A 13,326-nucleotide genomic window follows, 5' to 3' on the forward strand; every position below is an offset into this window, starting at 1 on the left:
AGGCATTCGGCGCATACAATACGCGATTAGGGCTTACTACATGGAGCGTTTGCATGGATTGGCAGTTCTGGATCGACCGCGGCGGCACCTTCACCGACATCGTGGCGCGCCGGCCCGACGGGCGTCTCGTCACCCACAAGCTGCTGTCGGAGAATCCGGAGCAGTACCGCGATGCGGCGGTGGCCGGCATCCGCCACCTGCTCGGCGTGGCGCCCGGCGCAGCGCTGCCGACGCACCAGGTCGACGCCGTCAAGATGGGCACCACGGTCGCCACCAACGCACTGCTCGAACGCAAGGGCGCGCCCACGGCGCTGGCCATCACGCGCGGCTTTCGCGACGCCCTGCGCATCGCCTACCAGAACCGTCCCAAGCTGTTCGAGCGCCACATCGTCCTGCCCGAGCTGCTGTATGGCCACGTGGTCGAGGTCGACGAGCGCATCGGCGCCCACGGCGAGGTCGTGCAGCCGCTCGACGCGGATCGCGCCCGCGCCGATCTGCAGGCCGTGTTCGACAGCGGCACCCGTGCGCTCGCCATCGTCTTCATGCACGGCTACCGCCACACGCAACACGAGGTCGAAGTCGCCCGCATCGCGCGCGACATCGGCTTCACCCAAGTCTCGGTGTCGCATGAAGTGAGCCCGATGATGAAGCTGGTCGCGCGCGGCGACACCACCGTGGTCGACGCCTACCTGTCGCCGATCCTGCGCCGCTACGTCGACCAGGTCGCCGCCGAACTGCCCGGCGTGCACCTGCAATTCATGCAGTCCAACGGCGGCCTCACCGACGCGCGCGCCTTCCAGGGCAAGGACAGCATCTTGTCCGGCCCTGCCGGCGGCATTGTCGGCATGGTCCGCGCCAGCCGCCTGGCCGGCTTCGAGCGCGTCATCGGCTTCGACATGGGCGGCACCTCGACCGACGTCTCGCACTATGCCGGCGAATTTGAACGGGTGTTCGAGACCCAGGTCGCCGGCGTACGCATGCGCGCGCCGATGATGAGCATCCATACGGTGGCGGCCGGCGGCGGCTCGATCCTGCACTTCGACGGCAGCCGCTACCGCGTCGGCCCGGACAGCGCCGGCGCCAATCCGGGACCGGCCAGCTACCGCCGCGGCGGGCCGCTGACCGTCACCGACGCCAACCTGATGCTCGGTAAAATCCAGCCGGATCACTTTCCGCGCCTGTTCGGGCCGAACGGTGACGAAGCGCTCGACCTGGATGTGGTGCGCACCAGGTTCGCCGCACTCGCGCGCGAGATCGAGGCGGCCAGCGGGGACGTGCGCACCCCTGAACAGGTGGCCGAAGGCTTCATCCAGATCGCGGTCGGCAACATGGCGAATGCGATCAAGCAGATCTCGGTGCAGCGCGGGCACGACGTGACGGAATACGCGCTGACCAGTTTCGGCGGCGCCGGCGGCCAGCACGCTTGCCTGGTGGCCGATGCGCTCGGCATGAAGACGGTGTTCATCCACAGCCTGGCGGGCGTGCTCTCGGCCTACGGCATGGGCCTGGCCGACCAGAGCGCGATGCGCGAACAGGCGGTCGAGGAGCGCCTCGATGCCGCCAACTCGCTGGCGGACCGGCTCGATGCGCTGGCCGCCGCGGCGAGCGCCGACCTGCAGGCGCAGGGAGTCGAGGTCGAACGCATCGAGGTCGTGCGGCGCGTGCACCTGCGCTACGAAGGCACCGACGCGGCACTGGTCGTGCACTTCGGCGACGTTGGCGCGATGCAGGCCGAGTTCGAGGCCGCGTATAAACGCCGATTTTCCTTCCTGATGCCCTCGCGCGCGCTGATCGTCGAAGCGGTGTCGGTGGAAGCGCTGGGCCGTTCCGAGGCGCCGCCCGAGACGCCGGCTGTGTGTGGACAACGCGACGGCCCGGCGCCAGCCTTTGCCACGGTGCCGATGTTCGGTGGCGGCGCATGGCGCGCGACGAACATCTACCGCCGCGCCGACATCGCGCCGGGCGACGTCATCAAGGGTCCGGCGATCGTCGCCGAAGACAATGCCACCACCGTGGTCGAGGCGGGCTGGCAGGCCGAGGTCACGCCCTACAACCACCTGGTGCTGCGGCGGGTGGAAGCGCTGCCCGAACGGCGCGCGATCGGCACCACGGCCGACCCGGTCATGCTCGAGATCTTCAACAACCTGTTCATGTCGATCGCCGAGCAGATGGGCCTGCGCCTGCAGAACACGGCCTATTCGGTCAACATCAAGGAGCGCCTCGACTTCAGCTGCGCCATCTTCGATGCCGCCGGCAACCTGGTCGCCAACGCGCCGCACATGCCGGTGCACCTGGGCTCGATGGGCGAGAGCATCAAGACCGTCATGCGGGAGAATGCCGGACGGATGGCGGCAGGCGACGTGTATGTGCTGAACGATCCCTACAACGGCGGCACCCACCTGCCCGACGTCACCGTGATCTCGCCGGTGTTCGACGCGGCCGGCGCGGAGATCCTGTTCTACGTCGGCTCGCGCGGCCACCACGCCGACATCGGCGGCACCACGCCGGGTTCGATGCCGCCGGATTCCAGCCACATCGAACACGAGGGCGTCCTGATCGACAACTTCAAGCTGGTCGACGGCCACGACGGCGTGCTGCGCGAGCCCGAGGCACGCGCGCTGCTGACGGGCGCACGCTACCCGGCGCGCAACCCAGACCAGAACATGGCCGACCTGCGCGCCCAGGTGGCGGCCAACCAGAAGGGCGTCGAAGAACTGCACCGCATGGTCGCGCATTTCGGGCTGGACGTGGTGCGCGCCTACATGGGCCACGTGCAGGACAATGCCGAGGAAGCGGTGCGGCGCGTGATCACGGCCCTGAAGGATGGCGCATACACGGTGGAACTCGACAACGGCGCCCGCATCGCCGTCGCCATCACCGTCGACAGGATGGCGCGCAGTGCCCGCATCGATTTCACCGGCACGTCGAGCCAGCTGCCGAACAACTTCAACGCCCCATCCGCCGTCTGCATGGCGGCGGTGCTGTACGTGTTCCGCACCCTGGTCGCCGACGAGATTCCGCTCAACGGCGGCTGCCTGAAACCGCTCGAGGTCATCATTCCGCCCGGCTCGATGCTCAATCCCCACTACCCGGCGTCGGTCGTCTCGGGCAACGTCGAGACCTCGACCTGCATCACCAACGCCCTGTACGGCGCGCTCGGCGTGATGGCGGCCTCGCAGGGCACGATGAACAACTTCACCTTCGGGAATGCCCGGTACCAGTACTACGAAACGATCTCCGGCGGCAGCGGCGCAGGCGACGGCTTCGACGGCACCGACGTGGTCCAGACCAACATGACCAATTCGCGCCTGACCGACCCTGAAATCCTCGAGTTCCGCTTCCCGGTGCGCCTGGAAAGCTATGCGATCCGCCCCGGCTCCGGCGGCGCCGGACGCTGGCACGGCGGCAACGGCGGCGTGCGCCGGGTGCGCTTCCTGGAACCGATGACGGCGGCGATCCTGTCGAACAACCGCATCTACGCGCCGTTCGGCATGGCCGGCGGCGAACCCGGCGCGCGTGGCGTCAACACGGTGCTGCGCGCGGATGGGCGGGTTGAGCAGGTCGGGCACATCGGCAAGGTCGAGATGGGGGCGGGGGACATGTTCGTCATCGAGACGCCGGGCGGGGGAGGGTACGGGCAGGTCGATTAATGTAGGGTGGACTCCGTCCACGCGGTACGGCCGTCGATCATCGTTAGTGCCTAGCGCAGCATGTCGACATGCATGCGTTCGACCGCGTGGACGGAGTCCACCCTACGCCTGCCTCGACGTACGAGTCCGTACGCGCTGTGCGGGGTGGCGCGCCTTCATGATCAACGACGCCGGATTCCTCGCGACCGTAGGGTGGACTCCGTCCACGCGTGACGGTGGATCAGCCCGCTGCCAACCCGGAGGCGCGGGCCGTTCATGCGTCACGCGTGGACGGAGTACGGCGGTCGAGCAGGGTTGGCGCCCGAGAGGAACGTTTCGACATGCATGCGTTCTACCGCGTGGACGGAGTCCACCCTACGACGCACGTGTCTCCATCAAGGCTCACCCCGTAATCCCGTACTTCCTGCGCATGGCCGCATATTCCGCCTCCAGCGGCGCCAGCCGCGGATGCTGCGCATCGATCGCCCGGATCTTTTCTAGCTGCGCCAGGCACAGTTCCCCCAGCGGGTGGTCCCAACCGAGTTCGTTGATCTGCCGGAGCACGCCGCCGGCCACGGCGATCACGACCTGCAGGTTCGACGGCGCCATGTGCAGGGCTTCGAGCAGGGTTTGCACCGCGCCGCGCACGTCGCCCATGTTGCGCTTCTCGTCGGCGACGCCGAGCAGGATCTGGGCCTGGGCCTTGATCTGCTGCTGGACGCCGTCGACCAGGTCGCGCCGGCCCGCGTCCAGGAACAGGTCAAGGGCGTCCTGCGCGCTGACCCCGCTCCCTTGGTCGTTCACCACCGCCATCATGACGTCCTGCGCGCCCTTGTCGAAGCGGTGGTCGAGGCAGGCGCGCACCAGGCCGAGCTTCAGGCCCGTCGACAGACCGCTGCTGTTGCGCACCGCCCCAACGGCAGCCTGCAGGTCGGACAGCGCGCCGGCGCGGTTGCCGGCGGCATCATGCACGGCGGCGTGCGCCACGGCGACGCAGGCGTCGAGTTCGGGGCTGGTCTTCATCGAGCGCTCCAGTTCGCGCACCACGCCGGCCGCGCCGAGCACGTCGCCGCGCTTGACCAGCACCTTGACCAGGCGGACGTGGTCTTCGGGATCGCGAAACTCCGAATAGCGCGCCTTGGTCACCACCTGCCTGAACGATTTCTCGGCGGCGGCGGCGTCGCCGGCTTCGAGCGCGACCTCGCCGAGTTTGCGCAGGCGCCGCACCATGTGCGGCGAGATGGCGACTGCTTCCTCGAGGATTTTCTGGGCCTGCGCGTGGTTGCCGGCCGCCTCGTGGCAGCGCGCCAGCAGGTCGTAGGCGGCCATCAGGCGCGGATTGGCGGCCACCAGCACCTGCAGCGTTTCGCGCGCGTCGTCGACCTGTCCCAGCGCGAACTGCGTGCGCGCCAGTCCCAGCCCGGCCCAGCCGAGCGGCTTCCAGGCCAGCACCTTGCGGTAGATTTCCTCGGCCTCGCCGTGTTCGCCCAGGTTCACGTGCAGTTCGGCGCGCAGGCGTGCGAACTCGAGCGCGTGGCGCGGATGGGCGATCTCGGCGGCGGCGGCCGAGCGGATCGCTTCGCGCAGGTTGTTCTGGGCGATCAGCTGATAAGTCGGCAGGAACAGCGCGCGCCGTTCGAGCGCGCGGGCGATGCGCGCGCCCAGCGTCTCGGCCGTGAACGGTTTCAGGACGTAGTCGGTCGGCGCCAGCTCGGCCGCGCCGATCACCTTGCCGTAGACGGCTTCCGAGGTCAGCATGATGAAGATCGACCAGGGCCTGATCAGGCGGTGGTGGCGCAGGTCTTCCAGCAGTTGCTGGCCATCCTGGCCTTCACCGCTCCCCAGGTCATACTCGCACAGCACGATGTCGTAGCCGCGGCGCGTCAGCTGGCGCACCGCGGTGCCGGCATTGACCGCATACTCGACCTTGCTGATGCCCGATGCGTTGAGCATGTTCTGCAGGTTGCTGCGCATGCCCGGATTGGGGTCGATCACCAGTACCGACAGGTTGCTGTTTTCTTGCATCGTCTCTCTCGTGGGCGCGGGGCGCGCCAGTTTCAAACGCTACAATACCGCCGACGCACTCCGCCATCAAGCCGGGCGCATAGGTACTATTGTCAAGGCTGTATAATAGCGGGCCATCTTCCACCCGCAGCCACGCTGCATCAACCGACTTCCAGCCATGTTGATTCTGCCGGGTTCCAATGCCCTGTCCGTATTTCGTAGCCAACGCCTCCTGAGCCAACTGCAAGCTGCCGCCCCCGCGATTGCCGCGGTCCAGGCGCGCTTCGTCCACTTCATCGACAGCGCAGCGCCGCTCTCCATCGATGATACCGAGCGTCTCACCGCCATGCTGACCTACGGCGAGCCGGTTCCCGAAACGCTGTACGAGGGCAGCACCGCCGAGTTCTTCGTGATCCCGCGCCTGGGCACGATTTCACCCTGGGCCTCGAAGGCGACCGATATCGCCCACAACTGCGGCATGACGCACGTGCACCGCATCGAGCGCGGCGTGGCCTACAAGGTGGTGCTGAAAAGCGGTATCCTCGGCAGCAGCATCGGCGCGCCGAAGAAGCTGTCCGACCTTGAGCTGGCGAATGTCGCCGCGCTGCTGCACGACCGCATGACGGACACCGTGCTGCGCAATGCCGACGACGCTGCGCAACTGTTCCAGGAACTGGAAGGCAAGCAGCTCGAATCGATCGACGTGCTGGGGCAGGGCCGCGACGCCCTGCTGCGCGCGAACACGGAACTCGGCCTGGCGATGTCGCTCGACGAGATCGACTACCTGAACGAGGCGTTCACCAAGGCGCAGCGCAACCCGACCGACGTCGAGCTGATGATGTTCGCCCAGGCCAACAGCGAACACTGCCGCCACAAGATCTTCAATGCCGACTGGATCATCGACGGCGTCAAGCAGGACAAGTCGCTGTTCGGCATGATCAAGAACACGCACCAGCTGCAGCCGAAGGGGACGGTCGTCGCCTACAGCGACAACTCGTCGATCATGGAAGGCGCGACCGTCACACGCTTCTTCCCGCAGGCCGGCGGCGAATACGCCCCGATGACCGAGCTGACCCACACGCTGATGAAGGTGGAGACGCACAACCACCCGACCGCGATCTCCCCGTTCCCGGGCGCCTCCACCGGCGCCGGCGGCGAAATCCGCGACGAGGGCGCCACCGGCCGCGGCGCCAAGCCAAAGGCGGGCCTGACCGGCTTCACAGTGTCGAACCTGCTGCTGCCCGATGCGCAGCGGCCGTGGGAAAACGCGGCGGACGTGACTTCGGCGCAGAAGGGTGAAGCACCGGTCTACGGCAAGCCGGAACGCATTGCATCCCCACTGCAGATCATGATCGACGGTCCGCTCGGCGGCGCCGCCTTCAGCAACGAATTCGGCCGTCCGGTCCTGGGCGGCTATTTCCGTACCTACGAGCAGAACGCGCAGGCGGCCGGCGGTGTCTATGGCTACCACAAGCCGATCATGATCGCCGGCGGCATCGGCAACATCTCCGACCAGCACACGTTTAAAAACGACATCCCGCCCCGCAGCCTGCTGATCCAGCTCGGCGGTCCCGGCATGCGCATCGGCATGGGCGGCTCGGCCGCCTCGTCGATGGCGACCGGCACAAATACCGCCGACCTCGATTTCGACTCGGTCCAGCGCGGCAATCCGGAAATGGAGCGCCGCGCCCAGGAAGTCATCAACGGCTGCTGGCAGCTGGGCGCGGACAATCCGATCATTTCGATCCACGACGTCGGCGCGGGCGGCCTGTCGAATGCTTTCCCGGAAATCGTCAACGACGCCAAGCGCGGCGCGATCTTTGACCTGCGCAAGATTCAGTTGGAAGAGTCGGGCATGGCGCCAAAGGAAATTTGGTCGAACGAGTCGCAAGAGAGATATGTATTGGCAATATCGCCTGAGAACCTTCCTTTGTTTGCATCGCTGTGCGAGCGCGAGCGTTCGCCATTCGCCGTCATCGGCGTCGCGACCGAGGAACGGCAACTGCAGGTCGTCGACAAGGAAGCCGGCAACAACCCGGTCGACATGCCGATGGACGTCCTGCTCGGCAAGCCGCCGAAGATGACGCGCGACGTCGAGCACGTCAAACGCGATCTGCCGGCCGTCGACCTCACCGGCATCGAGCTCGAAGAAGCGGCGCGCCGCGTGCTGCTGCTGCCGACCGTGGCCGACAAGTCCTTCCTGATCACCATCGGCGACCGCTCGGTCGGCGCCATGACCGTGCGCGACCAGATGGTCGGCCCGTGGCAGGTGCCGGTGGCCGACTGCGCCGTGACCGCCATGAGCTACGAAGGTTTCAAGGGCGAAGCGATGGCGGTGGGCGAGCGCACCCCGCTGGCCGTGATCGACGCTGCCGCTTCCGGCCGCATGGCGGTGGGCGAGGCGATCACGAACATCGCTTGCACTCCGATCGCCAGCATCGAAGACATCAAGTTGTCGGCCAACTGGATGGCCGCGTGCGGCCAGCCCGGCCAGGACGCGGCGCTGTTCGACACCGTCAAGGCGGTCGGCATGGAACTGTGCCCGGCGCTGGGCATCAGCATCCCGGTCGGCAAGGATTCGCTGTCGATGCGTACAACCTGGAACGATGACGGCGAAGCGAAATCGGTGATCTCGCCGGTCTCGCTGATTGTCTCCGCGTTCGCCCCGGTGCCGGACGTGCGCCGCTGCCTGACGCCGCAACTGCGCACGGACGTGGGCGACACGGTGCTGGTGCTGATCGACCTCGGCCGTGGCAAGAACCGCATGGGTGCCTCGGCGCTGGCGCAGGTCACCCAGCAACTGGGCGATGCGGTGCCGGACGTCGATTCGCCGGACGACCTGAAAGCCTTCTTCGCCGCGATCCAGCGTTTGAACGGTGAAGGCAAGCTGCTCGCCTACCACGACCGTTCCGACGGCGGCCTGTTCGCCACGCTGGTCGAGATGGCCTTTGCCGGCCGCGCCGGCGTCTCGGTCAATCTCGACATTTTGACCATGGAAGGCGAGCACGCCTCCGACTGGGGCGACGCCAAGAACTGGGCGGCGCAGGTCGGCGAGCGCCGCAACGAGATGACGCTGCGCGCGCTGTTTTCGGAAGAACTCGGCGCCGTGGTCCAGGTGAGGGAAAGCGACAAGCGCGACGTGATGAATGTGCTGCGCGAGCTGAACCTGGGCGCCTGCAGCCACATCATCGGCAAGGTCAACGAACGCGGCGCGATCGAATTCTCGCGCGACGCCAAGGTGATCTACAACCAGAAGCGCAGCACGCTGCACCGCCTGTGGTCCGAGACCAGCTGGCGCATCGCGCGCCTGCGCGACAATCCGGACTGCGCCGATCAGGAATACGAACGCCTGCTCGACGAAGCCGATCCCGGCATCACGCCGAAGCTGACCTTCGACCCAAGCGAGAACATCGCTGCGCCCTTCATCGCGACGGGCGTGCGTCCGCGCGTGGCGATCCTGCGCGAGCAGGGCGTCAACTCGCACATCGAAACCGCCTGGGCGATGCACCAGGCCGGCTTTGCGGCGGTCGACGTCCACATGAGCGACCTGATCGCCGGCCGCACCACGCTGGCCGACTTCCACGGCGTGATCGCGGTCGGCGGCTTCTCCTACGGCGACGTGCTCGGCGCCGGCGAGGGCTGGGCCAAGACCATCCTGTTCAACAACGGGCTGGCCGACCAGTTCGCGGCCTTCTTCGCGCGCCAGGATACCTTTGGGCTGGGCGTGTGCAACGGTTGCCAGATGCTGGCCAACCTGAAGCCGATCATCCCGGGCGCCCACGCCTGGCCGAAGTTCACGCGCAACAAGTCGGAACAGTTCGAGGCGCGCTTCGGCATGGTCGAGGTGCTCGACTCGCCCTCGATCTTCTTCGCCGATATGGCCGGCACCCAGGCCCCGTTGGCGATCGCCCACGGCGAAGGCTTCGCCGACTTCTCGCTGACCGGCGATCTGTCGTCGGTGGTGCAATCGCTGCGCTACGTCGACAACCGTGGCCAGGCCACCGAACAGTACCCGTTCAACCCGAACGGCTCGCCCGGCGGCCTGACCGCCGTGACCACACCCGACGGCCGCTTCACCGCCATGATGCCGCACGCCGAACGCGTGTTCCGCACGGCGGTGCACTCGTGGGCGCCGCCGGACTGGAGCGACGACGCGCCGTGGATGCGCATGTTCAGGAATGCGCGCAAGTGGGTCGGTTGACCGCTTTGATCGTGTAGACGAGAACGCCTCTTTCGGGAGGCGTTTTTTTATGGCGGCGCCAGACGAACGTAGGGTGGGCGCCCCGTGCCCACGCGTAAACGATGCGCCATGTTGGCCTGGCCGTTTTCAGGACGAAGCCAACACCATGCGCACGTCACGCGTGGGCACGGGGCGCCCACCCTACAAAAACAAAAAGGCGCTTCCGTGGAAGCGCCTTTCTCTCGCAGCCGATCGATATTACTTGATCGTCGCCTTCTTCAACAGCGACTCGCGGTATTCCGCCAGTTTACGCTGCTGCAGCTGTTCCGCGACCTGCTGCTTGACCTGGTCCAGCGGCGGGATCGTCACTGGGCGGGTTTCTTCCAGCTTGATGACGTGGAAGCCGTACTGGGTCTTGACCGGGGTGTCGGTGATGGCGCCGACTTTCAGCGCGGTCATGGCCTTCGAGAACTCAGGCACGAAACGCGACGGGTCGGTCCAGCCGAGGTCGCCGCCATTGGCTGCCGAGCCAGGGTCCTTGCTCTGCTTGGCCAGTTCGTCGAACTTGGCGCCGCCCTTGAGCTTGGTGATGATCGCTTTCGCGTCGTCCTCTTTCTCGACCAGGATGTGGCGCGCGTGGTATTCCTTGTCCGGTGCGCCGGCTTTCGCCTTGTCGTACTCGGCCTTGATGTCGGCGTCCTTGATCGGGTTCTTCTTGACGTAGTCGGCCAGCATCGCGTTGATGATGATGCTCTGGCGCGCGTTGTCGATCGCGGCCTTGACGTCGGCGCGGGCGCCCACGTTCTGCTTGTCGGCTTCCTGGATCAGCACTTCGCGGCCGATCAGGTCCTTCTTGATCATTTCGCGCAGCTGCGGCGAATCCGCTGCACGGCCCTGGGCGACGACCTGCTTGACCATCTGGTCGACCCGCGCCGCCGGGATCGGCTTGCCGTTCACGGTCGCAACGTTCTGGGCGAAGACAGGTGCTGCCACGATGAACGACATGGCAAGCAACAGGCGGGTTGGCTTCAAAATCATTGTTCAGATCCTATAAAAACACGAAAAGTCGCCCGCTGGCGACGGTGATCCGGCGCCAGCGACGGCGCCGGTGGCAACTATATTACTGCACCTTCGCCTTCTTGACCATTTCCTCTTGGTAAGCCGCCAGCTTGCTCTGCTGCAGGCTTTCCGCGATCTGCGGCTTGATTTCGTCCAGCGCCGGCACCTTCACGGCGCGCACGTCGTCGACCTTGATCACGTGGAAACCGGCGCCGGTCTTGACTGGCGCATCGGTGACCTGGCCCTTGGTCAGCTTGGTGAAGCCGGCCGCGAATTCAGGCGGGAAGGCCGATGGCGCTGCCCAGTCGAGGTCGCCACCATTGGCAGCCGAACCGGTGTCCTTGCTGGTCTTCGCCAGTTCTTCGAACTTGGCGCCACCCTTGAGCTTGGTGATGACGGCTTTCGCTTCGTCTTCGGTCGTGGTCAGGATGTGGCGGATGTGGTATTCCTTCTCGCCCGACTGGGTCTTGGAGAAGCGGTCGTACTCGGCCTTGATCTCGGCATCGGTGACCGGGTTCTTGGCGATGTAGTCGCGCGCCAGCTGGTTCACGACGATGGCCTGGCGGGCGCTGTCGAGGGCTTGCTTGACGTCGGGCTTCTTGTCGTAGCCTTGCTTGATGGCTTCCTGCATGAGTACTTCGCGGGCGATCAGGTCACGCTTGATGGCGTCGCGCAGTTGCGGCGAATCCTGGCCCTGGCCCTGGGCGACGACCTGCTTGACGATCGCATCGACGCGCGAGGTCGGGATGGCCTTGCCGTTCACGACGGCCAGGTTCTGTGCGAAGGCGGGCGCTGCGAGCGTGGCAGTGGCGATCAGGGCTGACAGCAGGCGTGCTGGCTTAAAAGTCATTATGGAATTTCCTGTGGAGGGAGTTGCTTGGACAGATTAGAGTAGTTATTTTGCAGAGCGGTTCAATACAGATTTTGCGATACATTCCTTAAGCGAGCCTGAGCAACTTGCTGCGCGTCGGATTCTTGGCCTGCGATGCTCGCTGTACGAAAGTACAGCTGCGCTTCTTAACCAAAACTCCTTCCGCTCGCTGGCGTTGCTCAGTCCCGCTACGCGACCCTGAACCGGCCTCAGTCCGTTTCAGAAGGCGCCAGCGCCGTGATGGCAAGGGCGTGGATCTCGGCCCGCATCATTTCGGCCACGGCATCATACACCAGTCGATGACGCATGACGAGTCTCAGTCCATGGAAGCGTTCAGAAACGATTTTCACGCTGTAATGCCCACCGCCCGAGGCCGCGCCGGCATGGCCGGCGTGTAGGTGCGAGTCGTCGGTGACCTCGAGAAAGCTGGGGTCGAAGGCGGCAGCGAGTGCCAGGTGGATGCGCTCGAGGCGTTCGTTGGCGAATTTGGTGACTGGTGCGGTCATTTCGTTGCTTCCTCCTGAGGAATATGCTTCATGAGCAGCATCGACTGCGCGATGGTGAACAGGAAGAAGATGGCGGTCATGCCGAAGACCTTGAAATTGACCCAGGCCGCCGTGTTGTCGCGAAACACGACGAAGGCCATCAACAGGTTCAGGGCGCCCAGCAGGAACAGGAACACGACCCAGGTATAGCCCACGCGCGGCCAGACCGGATCCGGCAGCGGCAGCGCTTCTTCCATGGCCTTGCGCATCAGGTTCTTGCCGAAGAACACCTGGCTGATGAACAGCGCAGCGGCGAACACCCAGTAAATGATGGTCGGCTTCCATTTAATAAAGGTTTCGTCGTGCAGGTAGATGGTCATGCCGCCGAAGACGACGATCACGAACAGCGACACCCACAGCATGCCGTCGACCTTGCGCTTGCGCGCCAGCAGGTAGCCCACCTGCAACATGGTGGCGATGATGGCGACAACGGTGGCGAGCATGGTCGGCGCCTGCTCGGCCAGGATCTTGCCGCCCGAAACCATGCCGCCAAGGTATTGCTCGGCAATGGCCAGGGCCGCGGCCTCGTTGCCGTTGCCGATCTTGTAGACGACGAAGAACAGGATCAGCGGGAAGAAATCAAACAGGAATTTCATACGGCTCCGGGACTCAGACTTCTTCGAAACGCAGTGCAGCGGAATTGATGCAATAGCGCAGGCCGGTCGGCGGCGGGCCGTCCGGGAACACGTGGCCGAGGTGGGCATCGCAGACGGCGCAGATGATCTCGGTACGCACCATGCCGTGGGTACGGTCGGTCTTCTCGATCACGTTGTCCGGATCGAGCGCCTTGAAATAGCTGGGCCAGCCGCAGCCGGACTCGAACTTCGCGTCGGACTCGAACAGCGGCGTATTACAGCAAACACAGGTGTAGATGCCGTGCTCGTGATGATCCCAGTACTTGCCGGTAAAGGCGCGTTCGGTGGCGGCGTGGCGCGTGACCTGGTATTCCATCGGGTCCAGCTGGGCACGCCACTCGGCGTCGGTCTTGGTTACTTTATCGGTCATCGTTGTCTCTTTATGAAAATGAGGCGAACTCAA

8 protein-coding genes are annotated in these 13,326 nt (G+C 65.5%); 2 read left to right on the forward strand and 6 right to left on the reverse strand.

Annotated elements, in window-relative coordinates:
* Positions 1 to 53 precede the first annotated feature (53 nt).
* A complete protein-coding gene (locus IFT60_RS18315; protein WP_192054196.1) occupies positions 54 to 3,650 on the forward strand; it encodes a hydantoinase B/oxoprolinase family protein in 3,597 nt (1,198 codons plus the stop codon).
* Between the two features lie 381 nt (positions 3,651 to 4,031).
* Here the strand turns inward: IFT60_RS18315 and IFT60_RS18320 are convergent, their stop codons facing one another.
* On the reverse strand, positions 4,032 to 5,654 hold the full coding sequence (locus IFT60_RS18320) for a response regulator (protein ID WP_192054198.1): 1,623 nt from the start codon (positions 5,652 to 5,654) through the stop codon (positions 4,032 to 4,034).
* Between the two features lie 157 nt (positions 5,655 to 5,811).
* On the opposite strand from IFT60_RS18320, the gene purL reads away from it, so the two are divergent.
* The gene (gene purL / locus IFT60_RS18325) at positions 5,812 to 9,834 is read left to right on the forward strand and encodes a phosphoribosylformylglycinamidine synthase (protein WP_192054200.1); all 4,023 of its coding nucleotides are present in this window, start codon (positions 5,812 to 5,814) and stop codon (positions 9,832 to 9,834) included.
* A 237-nt stretch (positions 9,835 to 10,071) separates the two neighbouring features.
* Here the strand turns inward: purL and IFT60_RS18330 are convergent, their stop codons facing one another.
* The 5 genes from IFT60_RS18330 to msrB form a co-directional block, all read right to left on the reverse strand.
* A complete protein-coding gene (locus IFT60_RS18330; RefSeq protein WP_192054202.1) occupies positions 10,072 to 10,851 on the reverse strand; it encodes a peptidylprolyl isomerase in 780 nt (259 codons plus the stop codon).
* Positions 10,852 to 10,933: 82 nt separating this feature from the next.
* On the reverse strand, positions 10,934 to 11,722 hold the full coding sequence (locus IFT60_RS18335) for a peptidylprolyl isomerase (protein WP_192054204.1): 789 nt from the start codon (positions 11,720 to 11,722) through the stop codon (positions 10,934 to 10,936).
* Between the two features lie 230 nt (positions 11,723 to 11,952).
* Positions 11,953 to 12,249, reverse strand: coding sequence for a BolA family protein (locus IFT60_RS18340; protein WP_192054206.1), 297 nt, complete (start codon positions 12,247 to 12,249; stop codon positions 11,953 to 11,955).
* A complete protein-coding gene (locus tag IFT60_RS18345; protein ID WP_192054208.1) occupies positions 12,246 to 12,884 on the reverse strand; it encodes a septation protein A in 639 nt (212 codons plus the stop codon). Before IFT60_RS18345 ends, IFT60_RS18340 begins: the two co-directional genes overlap by 4 nt.
* A 13-nt stretch (positions 12,885 to 12,897) precedes the next feature.
* Positions 12,898 to 13,293: a peptide-methionine (R)-S-oxide reductase MsrB gene (gene msrB / locus IFT60_RS18350; protein ID WP_192054210.1), complete on the reverse strand. Its 396-nt coding sequence runs from the start codon at positions 13,291 to 13,293 to the stop codon at positions 12,898 to 12,900.
* Positions 13,294 to 13,326 lie beyond the last annotated feature (33 nt).

The sequence above is a fragment of the Massilia sp. CFBP 13721 genome, assembly GCF_014842025.1.
In the GTDB taxonomy this organism is placed as follows: Bacteria; Pseudomonadota; Gammaproteobacteria; order Burkholderiales; family Burkholderiaceae_D; genus Telluria.

Bases quoted from the DNA above. Each gene is read 5' to 3' on its own strand.
- IFT60_RS18315 (WP_192054196.1), top strand. From the start codon at position 54: ATGGATTGGCAGTTCTGGATCGACCGCGGCGGCACCTTCACCGACATC.
- IFT60_RS18320 (WP_192054198.1), bottom strand. From the start codon at position 5,654: ATGCAAGAAAACAGCAACCTGTCGGTACTGGTGATCGACCCCAATCCG.
- purL (WP_192054200.1), top strand. From the start codon at position 5,812: ATGTTGATTCTGCCGGGTTCCAATGCCCTGTCCGTATTTCGTAGCCAA.
- IFT60_RS18330 (WP_192054202.1), bottom strand. From the start codon at position 10,851: ATGATTTTGAAGCCAACCCGCCTGTTGCTTGCCATGTCGTTCATCGTG.
- IFT60_RS18335 (WP_192054204.1), bottom strand. From the start codon at position 11,722: ATGACTTTTAAGCCAGCACGCCTGCTGTCAGCCCTGATCGCCACTGCC.
- IFT60_RS18340 (WP_192054206.1), bottom strand. From the start codon at position 12,249: ATGACCGCACCAGTCACCAAATTCGCCAACGAACGCCTCGAGCGCATC.
- IFT60_RS18345 (WP_192054208.1), bottom strand. From the start codon at position 12,884: ATGAAATTCCTGTTTGATTTCTTCCCGCTGATCCTGTTCTTCGTCGTC.
- msrB (WP_192054210.1), bottom strand. From the start codon at position 13,293: ATGACCGATAAAGTAACCAAGACCGACGCCGAGTGGCGTGCCCAGCTG.